This is a genomic window from Pedobacter heparinus, from assembly GCF_032678725.1.
In the GTDB taxonomy this organism is placed as follows: domain Bacteria; phylum Bacteroidota; class Bacteroidia; order Sphingobacteriales; family Sphingobacteriaceae; genus Pedobacter; species Pedobacter heparinus_A.
Genome location: NZ_JAVTSC010000007.1, coordinates 111,158 through 126,901 on the forward strand (window position 1 = coordinate 111,158; position 15,744 = coordinate 126,901).

At 42.4% G+C, this 15,744-nt stretch carries 18 protein-coding genes; 13 read left to right on the forward strand and 5 right to left on the reverse strand.

Annotation, left to right across the window (positions count from 1 at the left end; genetic code table 11):
• Positions 1-5 precede the first annotated feature (5 nt).
• The 12 genes from ilvN to R2Q85_RS12490 all read left to right on the forward strand — a co-directional run bounded on the left by ilvN (position 6) and on the right by R2Q85_RS12490 (position 12,145).
• On the forward strand, positions 6-623 hold the full coding sequence (gene ilvN, locus R2Q85_RS12435; protein ID WP_316812111.1) for an acetolactate synthase small subunit: 618 nt from the start codon (positions 6-8) through the stop codon (positions 621-623).
• Positions 624-635: 12 nt separating this feature from the next.
• Positions 636-1,103 carry a DinB family protein gene (locus R2Q85_RS12440; RefSeq protein ID WP_316812112.1) on the forward strand — a complete coding sequence of 156 codons (468 nt, stop codon included), beginning with the start codon at positions 636-638 and terminating at the stop codon, positions 1,101-1,103.
• Between the two features lie 37 nt (positions 1,104-1,140).
• Positions 1,141-2,622 carry a ketol-acid reductoisomerase gene (gene ilvC / locus R2Q85_RS12445; RefSeq protein WP_316812113.1) on the forward strand — a complete coding sequence of 494 codons (1,482 nt, stop codon included), beginning with the start codon at positions 1,141-1,143 and terminating at the stop codon, positions 2,620-2,622.
• 4 nt (positions 2,623-2,626) lie between these two features.
• On the forward strand, positions 2,627-4,120 hold the full coding sequence (locus R2Q85_RS12450; RefSeq protein WP_316812114.1) for an ATP-binding cassette domain-containing protein: 1,494 nt from the start codon (positions 2,627-2,629) through the stop codon (positions 4,118-4,120).
• Positions 4,101-5,264, forward strand: coding sequence for a 2-isopropylmalate synthase (locus R2Q85_RS12455; RefSeq protein WP_316812115.1), 1,164 nt, complete (start codon positions 4,101-4,103; stop codon positions 5,262-5,264). The genes R2Q85_RS12450 and R2Q85_RS12455 overlap by 20 nt, the downstream gene beginning before the upstream one ends.
• A gap of 37 nt (positions 5,265-5,301) precedes the next feature.
• Positions 5,302-6,717, forward strand: a complete 1,416-nt coding sequence (leuC, locus tag R2Q85_RS12460) for a 3-isopropylmalate dehydratase large subunit (protein WP_316812116.1) — start codon at positions 5,302-5,304, stop codon at positions 6,715-6,717.
• A gap of 17 nt (positions 6,718-6,734) precedes the next feature.
• The gene (leuD, locus tag R2Q85_RS12465; protein WP_316812117.1) at positions 6,735-7,331 is read left to right on the forward strand and encodes a 3-isopropylmalate dehydratase small subunit; all 597 of its coding nucleotides are present in this window, start codon (positions 6,735-6,737) and stop codon (positions 7,329-7,331) included.
• A 17-nt stretch (positions 7,332-7,348) separates the two neighbouring features.
• Entirely contained in the window at positions 7,349-8,866 is a 1,518-nt protein-coding gene (locus tag R2Q85_RS12470; protein ID WP_316812118.1) for an alpha-isopropylmalate synthase regulatory domain-containing protein, read from the forward strand.
• Positions 8,867-8,920: 54 nt separating this feature from the next.
• The gene (gene leuB / locus R2Q85_RS12475; RefSeq protein WP_316812119.1) at positions 8,921-9,979 is read left to right on the forward strand and encodes a 3-isopropylmalate dehydrogenase; all 1,059 of its coding nucleotides are present in this window, start codon (positions 8,921-8,923) and stop codon (positions 9,977-9,979) included.
• Between the two features lie 75 nt (positions 9,980-10,054).
• Positions 10,055-11,302 (forward strand): threonine ammonia-lyase IlvA, encoded by a 1,248-nt coding sequence (gene ilvA / locus R2Q85_RS12480; RefSeq protein ID WP_316812120.1) that lies wholly within the window; start codon positions 10,055-10,057, stop codon positions 11,300-11,302.
• Positions 11,303-11,414: 112 nt separating this feature from the next.
• A complete protein-coding gene (locus tag R2Q85_RS12485) occupies positions 11,415-11,822 on the forward strand; it encodes a hypothetical protein (protein WP_316812121.1) in 408 nt (135 codons plus the stop codon).
• 140 nt (positions 11,823-11,962) lie between these two features.
• Positions 11,963-12,145, forward strand: coding sequence for a hypothetical protein (locus R2Q85_RS12490; RefSeq protein WP_316812122.1), 183 nt, complete (start codon positions 11,963-11,965; stop codon positions 12,143-12,145).
• A 76-nt stretch (positions 12,146-12,221) separates the two neighbouring features.
• On the opposite strand, the gene R2Q85_RS12495 is transcribed toward R2Q85_RS12490, so the two are convergent.
• From R2Q85_RS12495 to R2Q85_RS12510, 4 genes are all read right to left on the reverse strand, one after another.
• A complete protein-coding gene (locus tag R2Q85_RS12495; RefSeq protein WP_316812123.1) occupies positions 12,222-12,629 on the reverse strand; it encodes a RidA family protein in 408 nt (135 codons plus the stop codon).
• A 69-nt stretch (positions 12,630-12,698) separates the two neighbouring features.
• Positions 12,699-13,283, reverse strand: a complete 585-nt coding sequence (locus tag R2Q85_RS12500; RefSeq protein ID WP_316812124.1) for a Crp/Fnr family transcriptional regulator — start codon at positions 13,281-13,283, stop codon at positions 12,699-12,701.
• A 131-nt stretch (positions 13,284-13,414) separates the two neighbouring features.
• Positions 13,415-13,567: a lmo0937 family membrane protein gene (locus R2Q85_RS12505; RefSeq protein ID WP_152541993.1), complete on the reverse strand. Its 153-nt coding sequence runs from the start codon at positions 13,565-13,567 to the stop codon at positions 13,415-13,417.
• A gap of 139 nt (positions 13,568-13,706) precedes the next feature.
• Positions 13,707-14,447 carry a DNA-formamidopyrimidine glycosylase family protein gene (locus R2Q85_RS12510; RefSeq protein ID WP_316812125.1) on the reverse strand — a complete coding sequence of 247 codons (741 nt, stop codon included), beginning with the start codon at positions 14,445-14,447 and terminating at the stop codon, positions 13,707-13,709.
• Positions 14,448-14,585: 138 nt separating this feature from the next.
• Between R2Q85_RS12510 and R2Q85_RS12515 the strand changes: the two genes are divergently transcribed.
• Positions 14,586-14,879, forward strand: a complete 294-nt coding sequence (locus tag R2Q85_RS12515; RefSeq protein WP_316812126.1) for a hypothetical protein — start codon at positions 14,586-14,588, stop codon at positions 14,877-14,879.
• Between the two features lie 21 nt (positions 14,880-14,900).
• On the opposite strand, the gene R2Q85_RS12520 is transcribed toward R2Q85_RS12515, so the two are convergent.
• A complete protein-coding gene (locus R2Q85_RS12520; RefSeq protein WP_316812127.1) occupies positions 14,901-15,740 on the reverse strand; it encodes a hypothetical protein in 840 nt (279 codons plus the stop codon).
• Positions 15,741-15,744 lie beyond the last annotated feature (4 nt).

Sequence of the window (15,744 nt, forward strand, 5' to 3'; positions counted from 1 at the left end):
AGATCATGAGCAATTCCAACGAAATAGAATTAAACGGAAAACAGGAGTTTACGATCACTGCATATACTGAAAACAGAATCGGTATACTGAACCGTATCGCCATCATCTTTTCCAGAAGAAAGATAAACATTGAGAGTTTAAATACCTCACCTTCGGAGATTGAACACATTCACCGCTTCAATATCCTGATCCACGAAACAGAAGAGGTGGTGCGCAAGCTTTGCCGTCAGATTGAAAAACAGGTAGAAGTATTGAAAGTATATTACAATACGAACGAGGACATTATCTGGCAGGAACTGGCCTTGTATAAGGTACCTACAGATACCATTGCAGAAAAAGTATCGGTTGAGCGCCTGCTGCGCGAATTCGGTGCCCGTGCCGTAGTGATCCGCAAAGATTATACGGTATTTGAAACTACCGGCCACCGGGAAGAAACCGATAAACTGATTGAAGTGCTGCAGCCTTACGGCCTGATTGAATTTGTCAGGAGCGCAAGGGTAGCCATCATTAAAGACAGTGAAGGTTTTAACCGCAAACTGAGAGAATTTGAGCGCAGGGAACCAGGAGAAGAAGTGATCGAGAACGAGTTCCTGGATCAGCCAAAAAATGTATTTAGCATGTAATTTATCCGCAAAATGGAATACCTTTTAACTGTAATCAGGCAAACGCGCGAAAATTTCATCAGGTTGATCGAAAGCTCAACTCTGGAGGAATTGAATGCGATACCTGCAGGCTTTAACAACAACATCATCTGGAATTTCGGGCACATCATTGCCAGCGAGCAGGTACTGTGTTACCTGAGTGCCAATGTGGATCCGATAATGGATATGGAGTTTATCAATGCTTACAGAAAGGGTACAAAACCTTCGGGGTTTATTGGGCAGGCGCAGATTGACACCATGAAAGAACTGATGCGAAGCAGTATAATAAAGCTGGAAGAAGACCTGAAACAGCATCTATTTACCAGCTATAATGCTTTTAAAACACATTACGGTGTGGAGTTGAAAACTACAGCCGATGCGGTACAGTTCTTTTCCTCACACGATGCTTTCCATTACGGCTACGCCTCGGCAATTAAAAGAATCATAAATAACAACAAATAAAAATTAAAAGAACCTTAATTCTAAAACAATAAAAAAGATGTCAAATTATTTTAACACATTACCTCTTAGAGAACAATTAAACCAGCTGGGCGTTTGCGATTTTATGGACAGTGCCGAGTTTCTGGACGGTGTAAATGTACTTAAAGGAAAAAAACTGGTAATTGTAGGCTGTGGTGCCCAAGGTTTAAACCAGGGTTTAAACTTAAGAGATAGTGGTTTAGATGTTTCTTACGCATTGCGTAAGGAGGCTATTGAAGGCAAGAGAGATTCCTGGAAAAATGCTACAGAGAACAACTTTACTGTAGGTACTTATGAAGAATTGATCCCAACTGCTGATGTAGTGATTAACCTTACTCCGGATAAACAGCACACTTCGGTAGTGAATGCAGTAATGCCTTTGATGAAACAAGGTGCTACTTTGTTGTACTCGCACGGCTTTAATATTGTAGAAGAAGGCATGCAGATCCGTAAAGACATTACGGTGATCATGGTGGCGCCTAAATGTCCTGGAAGTGAAGTAAGAGCAGAATATGTAAGAGGTTTTGGTGTACCTACCTTAATTGCAGTGCACCCTGAAAATGATCCGGAAGGAAAAGGTCTGGCGCAGGCAAAAGCTTATTGCGTTGGAACTGGTGGTCACAGGGCTGGTGTATTGAGGTCTTCTTTTGTTGCAGAAGTAAAATCTGACTTAATGGGCGAGCAAACCATTCTTTGCGGTTTATTGCAAACTGGTTCTATCCTTTCTTTTGATAAAATGATTGAAAAAGGAATTGATGCAGGTTATGCTTCCAAACTGGTTCAATATGGGGTGGAGGTAATTACTGAAGCCTTGAAACATGGTGGTGTAAGCGGCATGCTGGACAGGTTAAGCAACCCGGCTAAAATTAAAGCTTTTGAGATTTCTGAAGAATTGAAAAACATCATGCGTCCTTTGTTCCAGAAACATCAGGATGACATCATGAGTGGTGAATTTAGCCGCATCATGATGGAAGACTGGGCCAATGGTGATAAAAACTTATTGGCATGGCGTGCAGAAACCGGCGAAACTGCTTTTGAAAAAACACCTGCCGGTGATGTGAAAATTGCAGAGCAGGAGTATTTTGACAACTATACTTTAATGGTTGCTTTTGTAAGGGCTGGTGTGGAGCTTGCTTTTGAAACGATGGTTCAGGCTGGTATCAAACCAGAGTCTGCTTATTATGAGTCGTTACATGAAACGCCATTGATCGCCAATACCATTGCCCGTAAAAAATTATTTGAAATGAACCGCGTGATCTCTGATACTGCAGAGTATGGCTGTTATTTGTTTGATCAGGCTTGTAAACCATTATTGGCTGATTTCATGAAGAAAGTAGATACTGACCTTGTGGGCAAAAACTTTAATGAAGGTAAAGATGCTGGTGTAGACAACAGGGCATTGATCGCTGTAAATGAGGCTTTACGCACGCATGAAGTTGAAATCATAGGTGCAGAGTTGAGAAAAGCAATGACTGCCATGAAAACTATAAAAACCGCTTAATACAATGTCACAGCCCGTCGTCGTCCATATCAGCAAACTCAATTTAAAATACCGGCACCAGGCGGTATTAAAGGATTTGTGCTGGACCATCAGACGCCATGAAAATTGGTTGCTTTGCGGAGCGAGCGGGACTGGAAAAACATCATTAGCAAAAGCCATTGCCGGCTTAACGCATAGCTACGGGAATATTGAAATCCTTTTTAATCCTGAAAGCAGTTTACCGGCAATGGTTTATTATGTGGCCAACTGGTACCAGTTTAAAGACCTGGAAGGCCAGTCTAACTTTTACTACCAGCAGCGTTACAACAAACAGTCGGTAGAAACTACCGCTACAGTGAAGGCTGAACTGGAAAGTTTCGGGAAACAGCATGGGCTAAAACTGGCTGATGCTGATCCCATTTTAAACGCCCTGGGTTTTGCGGCACTGAAACCTGCCACGCTGATCCAGCTATCCAGCGGCGAGCATAAAAAATTGCAACTGGTCAAAGCCTTGTGGTTAAGGCCACAGTTGCTGATCCTTGACCTCCCCTACAATGGCCTGGATGCGGCTTCACGCCAAAACCTGAACAGCTTACTGGAAGAAATTACGGAAACCGGAACACAGCTGATCCTGATCAGCAATGAAACGGAATTGCCGGCTTGTATAGATCGTCTTGCGGAGATCAGAAATGGACAGCTGACCGAAATTTCGGCTGCCGAACGCAGCTGGAATACGTTCGAAACAGAAGAACTGCCGGTTCCTGAATTTTTGCACCAGTATGTGGATGCGGCCCCTGCTTCGGAGATCATCAAAATGCTTGGTGTAAATATCAGCTACGGTGATAAGCAGGTATTAAAAAACATCAACTGGACGGTTAAGTCCGGAGAAAAGTGGTTGTTACAAGGACCTAATGGTTCTGGTAAGTCGACCTTGCTGAGTCTGATCTGCGGAGATCATCCCCAGGCCTATGCCAATAATTTTCATTTGTTTGGGAACAAAAGAGGAACCGGGGAAAGTATCTGGGAGATCAAGGAGCGCATTGGCCTGATATCCCCTGAACTGCACTGGTATTTCGATCCATCGGCCACGGTATGGCAAAGTATTGTTTCCGGATTTTATGACAGTTCGGGTTTGTTTTGTGATCCCGGCTATAGTAAAAAAGCCCAGGCAGATGAACTGATCCGTTATTTTGGCCTGGAGGAATATAAAAATACCCTGATGAATGAACTGCCCCTGGGTAAACAAAGGCTTGCACTGCTGGGCAGAACCATCATCAAAAACCCGGAACTGCTGATATTGGATGAGCCCTGCCAGGGCTTAGACCAGCAGCAGACCAAACATTTTAACAGGATGGTAGATGAACTGTGCGGAAACGGGACAACTTTAATTTATGTTGGCCATTTTGAATCGCAGCTGCCTGACTGTCTGGAAAAGAGAATTTTATTAGAAAACGGTGCAGTAAAATCCGTAGAAACCATATTAGAAAACACTTACGATTATGTTACACGATCCGAATAGAGTTTATGTGTTTGACACCACGTTACGTGATGGTGAACAAGTACCGGGATGCCAATTGACAACCCCGGAAAAAATAGAAATTGCGAAGGAGCTGGAAGCGCTTGGTGTGGATATTATTGAAGCAGGGTTTCCGATTTCGAGTCCAGGCGATTTTCAAAGTGTTGTAGAGCTTTCCAAAGCAGTATCTGAACCCATTATCTGTGCACTTACGCGTGCCAATAAAGGTGATATTGACTCAGCAGTTGCGGCTTTGAAATATGCCAAACGCCCGCGTATCCATACTGGTATCGGTTCATCGGACATGCACATTAAACACAAATTTAACAGCACCCGTGAGGATATCCTGGGAAGGGCTGTTGAAGCGGTTAAGTATGCCAAACAATTTGTAGAAGATATTGAGTTTTATGCGGAAGATGCCGGGCGTGCGGATATTCATTTTCTGGCACAAATGGTAGAAGCTGTAATTGCTGCAGGTGCTACAGTGGTGAACATACCAGATACGAATGGCTATTGCCTGCCGGACCAGTATGGAAGTAAGATCAAATTTTTGAAAGAAAACGTTAAAAATATTGACCAGGCCATTATCTCTGTGCATTGCCACAATGATTTGGGTTTAGCTACGGCAAATTCGATAGCCGGTCTGCAAAATGGTGCCCGCCAGATTGAAGGGACGATCAATGGCATAGGTGAGCGTGCAGGCAATACTTCTATTGAAGAAGTCGTCATGATCCTGAAAACACACCAGGTATTGGGATTGCATACCCACATCAACACCAAAAACTTTTATGAACTGAGCCGTATGGTAAGTTCACAGATGCGCATGCCGGTACAACCGAATAAGGCGATAGTAGGCAGCAATGCTTTTGCACACAGCTCGGGCATTCATCAGGATGGTTTCTTAAAGAACCGCGAGAATTACGAGATCATCCGTCCGGAAGATGTGGGTTTCCCTGATGCGAGCATTGTATTGACCGCCCGCAGCGGCAGACATGCCCTGAAATTCCATTTGGAGCGTTTGGGCTTTAATTTAAGCAAGGAGGAACTGGGTGAAGCTTATCACCGCTTCCTTACCGTAGCGGATAGTAAGTTAGACATTAACGACCAGGATCTTTTATCGATGATGGGTAAAAGCCAATTGGCATAATTAATTTTGTATTAAGAAGATAATAAAATATAAAAAAATGAGCAAGACATTATTTGATAAGGTGTGGGACACTCACGTAGTACGTAAGATTGAAGGTGGCCCCGATGTGCTTTTTATTGATCGCCATCTTATTCACGAAGTGACCAGCCCCGTTGCCTTTTTAGGTTTAAAAAGCAGGGGAATAAAAGTGTTGTATCCGGAGCGTACTTTTGCTACGGCTGACCACAATACACCAACCATTAACCAGCATTTACCGGTTGCAGATCCGCTTTCTGCCAACCAGTTAAAAGCACTGGAGTCAAACTCCAATGAATACGGCATCAGCCACTGGGGATTGGGCCATCAGAAAAATGGCATTGTACATGTTGTAGGGCCTGAATATGGCATTACACAACCAGGTGCTACGATTGTGTGCGGCGATTCGCATACCTCTACGCATGGTGCTTTCGGTGCAATTGCTTTTGGTATTGGTACCTCTGAAGTAGAGATGGTGCTTTCTACGCAGTGTATCATGCAACCAAAGCCTAAAAAAATGCGCATTAACGTAAATGGCAAACTTGGATTAGGTGTTACGCCTAAGGATGTGGCGCTGTTCATCATCTCGAAACTGTCTACTTCTGGTGCTACAGGATATTTTGTAGAGTATGCCGGTGATGTTTTTGAGCAGATGACCATGGAAGGCCGTATGACGGTTTGTAATCTAAGTATTGAAATGGGTGCGCGTGGCGGTATGATCGCCCCTGACGAAACCACGATCAATTATGTGAAAGGCCGTGAGTTTAGCCCTAAAGGTGAAGCATGGGATAAAGCCTTGGCTTATTACAAAACCTTAAAAACGGATGCTGACGCGGTATTTGATAAAGAATTAACCTTCGATGGTGCTTCCATTGAGCCAATGATCACTTACGGTACCAACCCTGGAATGGGTATGGGGATTTCTCAGGACATTCCTGATGCTGCCCATGCAGAAGGTGGTGCTGAAACTTATGCGAAATCATTGAATTATATGGGCTTCTCTGAAGGTGACCATATGATTGGTAAAAAAGTTGATTTTGTATTTGTAGGTAGCTGTACCAATGGCCGTATTGAAGATTTCAGGGCGTTTACATCGATCGTTAAAGGCAAACATAAAGCTGATGATGTTACCGTATGGCTGGTTCCTGGTTCTCATATTGTGGAGGCCCAGATTAAAGAAGAAGGCTTACTGGACATTTTAACTGAAGCTGGTTTTACTTTGCGCCAGCCTGGTTGCTCTGCTTGTTTAGCGATGAATGATGACAAGATCCCTGCGGGAAAATACGCAGTGAGTACTTCAAACAGGAACTTTGAAGGCAGACAGGGCCCTGGTTCAAGAACCATGCTGGCCAGCCCGCTGGTTGCTGCTGCTGCTGCCGTTACCGGTGTGGTTACAGACCCGAGAACCCTGATTGAGAACGTTGAAGAACTTGTTTAACACAAAAAAAGATTAAAATGGCTTACGATAAATTTAATGTATTAAGAAGCACTGCTGTTCCGCTTCCTATTGAAAATGTAGATACCGACCAATTGATCCCTGCACGCTTTTTAAAAGCAACAGAACGTGTAGGATTTGGTGATAACCTTTTCCGCGACTGGAGATACAATGGCGACAATACCCCAAAGGCAGATTTCGTATTGAACAACCCTGTTTATAAGGGCAAAATACTGGTTGGCGGTAAAAACTTCGGTTCTGGCTCATCCAGAGAGCATGCAGCATGGGCTGTATATGATTATGGATTCAGATGTGTTGTATCCAGCTTCTTTGCCGATATTTTCAGAAACAACTGTCTGAACATTGGTGTGTTACCTGTTCAGGTTAGCCCTGAGTTTGCTGAAAAGATTTTTACAGCAATTTTTGCCAACCCGGATACAGAACTGGAAGTAAACTTACCGGAACAAACCATTACCCTATTGGCGACCGGTGAAAAAGAGACTTTCGAGATCAGCCCTTACAAAAAAGACAACATGATCAATGGTTTTGATGACATCGATTACCTGCAGAGCATCAAGCCGGAAATAGAGGAATTTGCCTTACATCTTCCACTTTAACCAGCAGGATCAGTTACATGGAAAGAAGGAAAATAGAGATTATGGATACTACACTCCGCGATGGAGAACAAACATCGGGGGTGTCTTTTTCCATTTCAGAAAAGTTGACCATTACCCAGTTGTTATTGGAAGAACTCCAGGTAGACCGGGTTGAGATTGCCTCTGCACGTGTATCTGATGGAGAATTCCAGGCGGTGAAGTCCATTTTAAACTGGGCGGAAACAAACGGATATGCAGATCGTATAGAAGTATTGTCTTTCGTAGACAATGGGGTATCTATCGACTGGATGTTAAATGCCGGTGTTAAAGTACAAAACCTGCTGACCAAAGGTTCCCTGAACCATTTGACGCATCAGCTTAAAAAAACGCCTGAACAGCATTTTTCTGAAATCAAACAGGTGATTGACCTGGCTGCAAAGCATGACATTGCCACGAATGTATACCTGGAAGACTGGAGTAACGGGATGCGCAACTCTCCGGAGTACGTTTATCAGTATTTAGACTTCTTGTCTGGACAGAACATCAAAAGGATTCTGTTACCAGATACCCTGGGGATTTTAACGCCGGGAGAAACGGCAAAATTTATTACCGCACTTTTGACCAGGTATCCGGCTATCCATTTTGATTTCCATGCCCATAACGATTATGACCTGGGTACTGCCAACGTACTGGAGGCGGTAAAAGCAGGGATTGCCGGCTTGCACTTAACCGTAAACGGCATGGGTGAAAGGGCCGGAAATGCAGCAATGGCCAGCGCTGTTGCGGTAATTAAGGATTTTGCGCCTGAAGTAGAGATAAAAATCAAAGAGTCTTCCATTTATAAAGTAAGTAAACTGGTGGAGACCTTTTCGGGTGTTAGAATTCCTTCCAACAAACCGATTGTGGGTGATAATGTATTTACCCAGACAGCGGGCATTCATGCAGACGGGGACAATAAAAACAATTTGTATTTCAACGATCTGCTGCCGGAACGGTTTGGCAGAAAACGCCAGTATGCACTGGGAAAAACATCAGGCAAAGCAAACATCGAAAAGAACCTGCAGGAACTGGGTTTAAAATTAAACGATGCGGACCTGAAAAAGGTTACCCAGCGTGTGATTGAACTGGGCGACAAGAAAGAAACAGTAACCAAGGAAGATCTGCCTTACATCATTTCGGATGTACTGGACAGCAGTTTGTATGAAGAAAAGGTTGCGGTGCAATCTTATGTATTGACAAATGCGATGGGCCTGCGCCCTTCTGCAACCATTTCTGTGGTGATTGAAGGGGAAAAATTTGAAGAAAATGCGCAAGGTGACGGACAGTTTGATGCTTTTATGAATGCGCTGACCATTGTGTACAACAAGAAAAAGAGGACCTTGCCAAAGCTGATCGACTATGCGGTACGGATTGCGCCGGGCAGTAATTCGGATGCCCTCTGCGAAACCATCATTACCTGGGAAACAGAGGCAAAGATATTCATCACCAGGGGCCTGGATTCTGACCAGACGGTTTGTGCCATTAAAGCCACGCAGAAAATGCTGAACATCATTTAATTAAACAGGAGAATTCAACAACATAAAACATTATTTAAAAACACAAAAAGATATATGAAACTTAATATTGCTCTTTTAGCAGGAGATGGAATCGGACCAGAGGTAATAGACCAGGCTGTTAAAGTATCAAATGCTGTAGCAAAGAAATTTAACCACGAAATTGTATGGACTTCCGGGATTACAGGAGCTGCTGCAATTGATGCTGTTGGCGAACCTTATCCGGATGCTACCCATGAGATCTGCATGGCCGCTGATGCTGTACTGTTTGGAGCTATCGGACACCCACGCTTTGACAATGACCCTAAAGCTACCGTTCGCCCGGAGCAGGGTTTGCTTAAAATGCGTCAGAAACTGGGTTTATTTGCCAACGTACGCCCTACTTTTACTTTCCCTTCCCTGATTGACAATTCACCGCTAAAAAGAGAGCGTATTGAAGGTACAGACCTGATCATTCTGCGCGAATTAACCGGTGGTATTTATTTTGGCGAAAGAGGCCGGAAAGATGATGGCAATACGGCTTTTGATACCTGTACCTATACCAGGGCAGAGATTCAGCGTTTGGCTAAACTGGGCTTTGAAATGGCCATGACCCGCAGCAAAAAATTATGTTGCGTGGATAAAGCAAACGTATTGGAAACTTCACGTTTGTGGAGAGAAACGGTACAGGATATGGAAAAAGACTATCCTGAAGTTACGGTAAGCTACGAATTTGTGGATGCAGTTGCGATGCGTTTGGTACAATGGCCTAATTCTTATGATGTAATGATCACCGAAAACCTGTTTGGAGATATCTTAACCGATGAGGCTTCTGTGATTTCTGGTTCAATGGGTTTAATGCCTTCGGCTTCTATCGGTATCTATACTTCTTTGTTTGAGCCTATCCATGGTTCTTATCCTCAGGCTGCAGGTAAAGATATTGCCAATCCTTTGGCTACTGTATTGTCTGCTGCAATGATGTTTGAAGATGCTTTCGGCTTAAAAGAAGAAGCAGAACTGATCAGGGCAGTAGTGAACAAATCTTTGGCAGAAGGTGTTGTTACCGAAGATCTGTCCGGAACAAATAAAGCTTACAAAACAAGTGAGGTTGGCGACTGGCTGGCAAAAAATATATAAAATCTTTGTATCCCCATTGGGGTTACAAACTAACCGTCATCTGTTCTTCGGGTGACGGTTCTTATTTTTCATTAAATGACTGACTTCCATCTTAACTTAGATTCTAAAGCCGCGTCGCAACGCCTGGCTCCTGTTATAAAACATACACCCCTCATTTATAACTCCAAATTATCTGAAGCCTACGGTTGCGAAATTTACCTGAAACGTGAAGACTTGCAGGTGGTGCGTTCGTACAAATTGCGTGGTGCTTATAATATGATCAGTCAGTTAACACCCGATGAACTGAGCAGGGGAATTGTTTGCGCCAGTGCGGGCAACCATGCACAGGGTGTTGCCTTCTCCTGCGACAAACTGGGTACCAAAGGGGTGATCTTTATGCCTGAGATCACGCCAAGGCAAAAGGTGAAACAAACAGAGATGTTTGGTAATGGCAGTGTCGAGCTGGTTCTGGTTGGGGATACTTTTGACGATTGCTTAAAGGAAGCTTTAGCCTATACCCGGGAGCACAACATGACCTTTATCCCTCCTTTCGATAATTATAGCATCATTGAAGGCCAGGGAACGGTTGGCGTAGAGATATTAGCGGATCTGCCTGGCGTTGAAGTGGTGATTATGCCCGTTGGTGGTGGCGGGCTCTCTGCTGGTGCAGGCTATTATTTAAAGCAACAGAAGCCGGATATTTTGCTGGCAGGTGTGGAACCTGAAGGTGCCCCTTCGATGTTAAAAGCTTTTGAACATGGCGGCCCTGTTACTTTACCGGAAATCAACCGTTTTGTTGATGGTGCTGCTGTAAAATGTGTTGGGAAGTTAACTTATGAGATCTGTACCAAAGTGCTGGACGAGGTATTGCTGGTTGCCGAGGGTAAAGTTTGTACTACGATCTTAAAGCTATACAACGAAGACGCGATTGTTGTTGAACCGGCAGGGGCCTTATCTGTTGCCGTTCTTGATGCTTATAAGGATAAGATAAAAGGCAAAAAAGTGGTCTGTGTGATCAGTGGTGGCAACAATGACATCGAGCGCATGCAGGAGATCAAAGAGAAATCTTTATTGTATGAAGGACTGAAACATTATTTCATTGTCCGTTTTCCGCAAAGACCAGGAGCACTGAAATTATTTGTGAACAATGTGCTCGGGCCTCATGATGACATCACCCGCTTTGAGTTCATCAAAAAAACGAACAGGGAAAACGGGCCGGCACTGGTAGGCATTGAGCTGGCCGATAAAGCTGATTATGACGCCCTGGTGCAAAGAATGAAAGCTTTTAAGTTCGAAATTATTGAACTGAACAATGACCAGACCTTGTTTGAGTATTTGGTTTAAGTGCTTTTTTAGGTTTAGCCTGCGATAACATTTTGATTACACGATGGTGTTTGGAACCAGGCTGCAGGATTGTGGCAATAAATTTGCTATAGGTAATAAAACACACAAACACATGAAAAAGCTTATACTCTTACTGTTATGCACCGCCACGCTGGGCCTGGTATCGTGCAAGAAGGATACTATTGTAAATAATATTCTTCCAAGAACCATTTCATATGATATTCCGACCAGCGCATGGAAAACATCGGATGGTGGAAGAAGTTATTTTACGGAGGTTAATGTTCCTGAAAACAACGACGATTTTAATCAATCTGGAGGTGTAATTGTTTCTATGGCATTTGATGCGAATAAGAGCATATTTGATGGATTACCAAATGTGTACCAGGGCTTATCTTACCAGTTTAGTTCTGAGCCCAATTATGTAGTGATATATGTGGATGGGATAGACGGACAGGTTATATCCCCACCCAGCGCTGCCCGGGTTAAGATTGTGCTGGTTGATTCAGAGCTCATAGATTAAAGGTTAATACCAAAAATATCAAAAAAGCAGGTGTTCCATGGAATACCTGCTTTTTTATTGACATTGCCTTTAATTGGGTTACCTTCTGCAATTTTCAGTATTAATACATGTACTCAATTTATAACAAAAATAAAATTATTATGAAGAACGCATTTAAATTTGGCTTTTTAGCCCTGGCATTATCTTTAGGAGTTGCAGCTTGTAATTCCGAGCAAAAAGCAGATTCAGCAGATACTACACTTACAGATACCACGATAGTGGATACTACAGTTGTAGATACAACTATCGTAGATACTGCAGTAACTGATACTACTAAATTGTAATTTAGATACATAGTTAATTTTTAAAAAAGCCTGTTCATATTAATGAACGGGCTTTTTTATTATACGCACAGGATGGTTATATTTTCCAATCAGCGGCCTCATCTGCTACTGCAATGGCTTCAATTTCGATAAGTGCATCTGGAGAGAACAGTGAGGATACTTCAAAAATGGTATCTGCGGGATAAGGGACGGTAAAATATTTGCCTCTCCATTTAACAATCTTCGCAAAGTTCGCCATATCGCGGAGCATGATAGTGACCTTGACCACGTTTTTTAGACTGGAGCCTCCGGCTCTTAATACCTTATCTAAATTTTCAAAAGCCTTTTGTGCCTGGGCATCAAAGTCGCCTATCCCTATCAGGTTTCCATCATCGCCAATAGCTGTCTGTCCCGAAATAAATAATAAATCGCCTACACGATGACCTTGTGCCAGCCGGAAAGGTTCGTAAGCATCCGGCGTAATTTTAATCTGTGAAATTTCCATTTTTTCTTATTGCTACTAATTATATGAAGCAAAATTCTTGTTTGTTGACCTAAGAAAAATTGATGTAGGTCAAGATGGCTTGTTTTTTTTTCGAATACGGCTAATAAATTCTGCCGACACCCCCAGATAGGATGCTATTAAATATTGGGGGACTTTAGTGGCTATATTTGGATACGTTTCTAAAAAGTCATAGTATCTGCTTTCGGCATCGTACACATTGTTGTAGATAATCCTCTTTTGCAGTGCGCCTAAATAACTTTCTAATATTATCCGGAAATACCTTTCCAAACAAGGAAGGTCAGTTAATAGTTTTTGAAAAGAATGATAGTTGATTTGTAAAACTGTTGTTTTTTCTATGGCCTGTATATTGTAAATAGATGGTTTTTGTTTCGAAAAACTATCTAAATCAGAAGCCCACCAATCGTCAACAGCAAAAAATAAAATTTCCTCATTGCCATTATTAGCATTGATATAGAACGCTTTTAGTGCTCCCGATACGATATAACTATCATAACGGCAAATATCGCCGTTATGCAAGAGATAATCGCCCTTTTCCAACGTTTTCTTCTTCCAAAAACGCTCAAAAGTTATAATCTCTTCCTGGGTTAGATTTACATGTTTGGAAATGTTTTTTAATAAAGCGTTTTCGACCATAAGATTATATTCAATTCATTCGCATTTGGCAAATTTATAAAATCAATGACTTTATCAAATAGAATCCAGGTCTATACACAGCAGTAGATATTCAAGACCAGGCCTTAACTTAAAGACCTGGTCTTTGCACACTAGGCTGCTCGTCTGATGACACCCAGAACGATAGCTATGATGGCGATAACGATCAGGATGTGGATGATACCGCCGGTATAAAAACCGCCGAAGAAGCTGATGGCCCAGATGATGACCAGAATGACTGCAATGGTGTAAAGTAGATTTCCCATGATGTTGTTTTTTAAGGTTAATGAGTCTACAACCATTTGCGGGTTCCTTTTGTTTTGCTTATAGGAGTAATTCAGCATTTCCCAGGTATGACCAGGATAAATATAGCAGTAGTCCTCCTGGCGCTTAGTATGCAATTCGTCATATGGGAGGATATCGCTTTTGGCATATAGGACAAAAAAATGTTCTCCTTTTGGTCTTTCCCAGGTATGCTTTTTCTAAGGGATGTCCTGCAGCGCAAATTTTCCTGGTATTTACCAGCCAGTGTTTTTTCAGTACATAAGCTTTTTTCCATTTTAGGAAATCGAAACTGTATTGTCTGGCTGCTGTGATCAGTAGTTTAAGTTTAGCTACTGGAATTTTCTCTACTACGCTAAGCGGATGAATGCCCACCCGGTATAACACTTCGTTTTTTATGATATTACCTACACCCGAAAAAATTTGCTGGTCCAGTAAGATGTCACAGATCAGTTCTGCCGGCTTGGTTTTGATTTTTTTTAGGGCTTTTTTAGGATCCCATTGTTCAGCCATGACGTCGGCATGCCAGTCATAGCTTGCATTTATATCGCCCTCTATATATTTTAAGGAGCAGGTATAAAAGTTAAGTTCCGCATTTTCAAAAGATAAACCCAGTCTGACGGCCGACTCTTTACGGTCGTTGATCCTGTAGCTCCCGAACATCATGAAATGTATACGAAGGGTAAACTCTTCGAAGCAGATCAAAAAATGTTTTCCCCAACTTTTAAATGCGATTAACGGCTGATGCAGCATTCTTTCTTTATCGATCTTGGTATTTCCGCTAACGGCTATAACCCGGTGTCCTTCCAAAGCAAGCGCCTGGACGAGTTCTTTTAAAATTACTATAGATGGTCCCTCTGGCATATAAGTCCTTATGTCTGGTATTGAACATAATTTTGGTATAATAAGTTTGAAACTATTCTATTGGAAGTATGTTTAAATGATGGCAGTATTTGATAGGCCTGTAAAAAATCAGCTTAAAGTTTAACTAAAACAATTGTTATGGATCCATTTAACATTATCATCAGGGCCGGTGGGGAACAAATTGATCTCAACATTCATCCCCAGGAAGCGGGAAGTTATAAAATCGTATTTCATGGCGCATTGCTCGGCGAAATTTTTATGGGTAGCGGGGGCGAAAACTGGGAGGCTATTACAGCAGATGAGCTGGAACCCGGAGGATTTCCTGTGTATGAGTATGACGAGAATTCCGGGCATGAGGATATATTATTGGATCATGATACGGTACAGGAAATAGGCAGGCAAATTACCAAAGTAGAGCAGGGGATAGCTTAAGGCCATACAATTTTCTTAGCGTCATCTATAATTAAATCTATACGTAACTCCATCAAAGGCCATCAATGAGATCCGGTTTTGTGCATTTTTTTCGTAGGTATAGTCGGTACTTCTGGGTGCACCTACTGCGTCATTGTTTTTTGCAAAAGCCTGGATGGTTACTTTAGCAGGCAATTGCGTCCCTGCAAAAAATGGTCCATACAACATTCCTCCATTTCCTCCTCCTTCTATCATGGCGGGGTAGCCTTGCGGACCAAATATATCCATACCGATATTTACGGCTTTTAGTGTATTCAGATAGGTGGCTGAATAACCTTCAAAGTTATAAACCCAGTAACCAATGCCACCGGTATTGGCATCACCTGTATAAGTTCGCCGCATAGATGTGATGTTTGATTCGTTGTTCCAGGTGAAATCGTAGGTGTCAGACAATTTATAATTGGTATTGGGCGAACCAGTTTTGCTGTTCACATATTGTTCTTCAATGGTTATTTTAGTGATTCTCTTCTGATCATCATAAGTAAACTTGCGCTTGTAATTTGATCCTAAGGATTGAGACGTTGCTTCAACGGCCAGGCCATCGTTGTTTAGAATATATTGATAGAGGAAATTTGTAATCCTGATTTTATTTGGATCGGGATATTCCCGGGAGACGGTCAGTCCTTCAAATTTCCATTCCGCATTTCTGTTCTGGCCATCATAAGAAATGGTTTGAGTAGCGGGGGACGAGTTGGTGGTGGAAGTAATAATTTGATTAATTTTCGCATTTGCCAGGTATTCAGGGCCCGACTTATCTTTTTTGCAGGCATTTAAAATGATGATCAGGGGCAATGTGGTCAATATAAATCTGAACTTTTTCATAATG

Excerpts from the sequence above, each read along its gene's own strand:
- ilvA (WP_316812120.1), top strand. The coding sequence starts at position 10,055 with ATGACTGACTTCCATCTTAACTTAGATTCTAAAGCCGCGTCGCAACGC.
- leuD (WP_316812117.1), top strand. The coding sequence starts at position 6,735 with ATGGCTTACGATAAATTTAATGTATTAAGAAGCACTGCTGTTCCGCTT.
- R2Q85_RS12485 (WP_316812121.1), top strand. The coding sequence starts at position 11,415 with ATGAAAAAGCTTATACTCTTACTGTTATGCACCGCCACGCTGGGCCTG.
- R2Q85_RS12510 (WP_316812125.1), bottom strand. The coding sequence starts at position 14,447 with ATGCCAGAGGGACCATCTATAGTAATTTTAAAAGAACTCGTCCAGGCG.
- leuC (WP_316812116.1), top strand. The coding sequence starts at position 5,302 with ATGAGCAAGACATTATTTGATAAGGTGTGGGACACTCACGTAGTACGT.
- R2Q85_RS12515 (WP_316812126.1), top strand. The coding sequence starts at position 14,586 with ATGGATCCATTTAACATTATCATCAGGGCCGGTGGGGAACAAATTGAT.
- R2Q85_RS12455 (WP_316812115.1), top strand. The coding sequence starts at position 4,101 with ATGTTACACGATCCGAATAGAGTTTATGTGTTTGACACCACGTTACGT.
- ilvC (WP_316812113.1), top strand. The coding sequence starts at position 1,141 with ATGTCAAATTATTTTAACACATTACCTCTTAGAGAACAATTAAACCAG.
- R2Q85_RS12450 (WP_316812114.1), top strand. The coding sequence starts at position 2,627 with ATGTCACAGCCCGTCGTCGTCCATATCAGCAAACTCAATTTAAAATAC.
- ilvN (WP_316812111.1), top strand. The coding sequence starts at position 6 with ATGAGCAATTCCAACGAAATAGAATTAAACGGAAAACAGGAGTTTACG.
- R2Q85_RS12490 (WP_316812122.1), top strand. The coding sequence starts at position 11,963 with ATGAAGAACGCATTTAAATTTGGCTTTTTAGCCCTGGCATTATCTTTA.
- R2Q85_RS12440 (WP_316812112.1), top strand. The coding sequence starts at position 636 with ATGGAATACCTTTTAACTGTAATCAGGCAAACGCGCGAAAATTTCATC.
- R2Q85_RS12505 (WP_152541993.1), bottom strand. The coding sequence starts at position 13,567 with ATGGGAAATCTACTTTACACCATTGCAGTCATTCTGGTCATCATCTGG.
- R2Q85_RS12520 (WP_316812127.1), bottom strand. The coding sequence starts at position 15,740 with ATGAAAAAGTTCAGATTTATATTGACCACATTGCCCCTGATCATCATT.
- leuB (WP_316812119.1), top strand. The coding sequence starts at position 8,921 with ATGAAACTTAATATTGCTCTTTTAGCAGGAGATGGAATCGGACCAGAG.
- R2Q85_RS12470 (WP_316812118.1), top strand. The coding sequence starts at position 7,349 with ATGGAAAGAAGGAAAATAGAGATTATGGATACTACACTCCGCGATGGA.
- R2Q85_RS12500 (WP_316812124.1), bottom strand. The coding sequence starts at position 13,283 with ATGGTCGAAAACGCTTTATTAAAAAACATTTCCAAACATGTAAATCTA.
- R2Q85_RS12495 (WP_316812123.1), bottom strand. The coding sequence starts at position 12,629 with ATGGAAATTTCACAGATTAAAATTACGCCGGATGCTTACGAACCTTTC.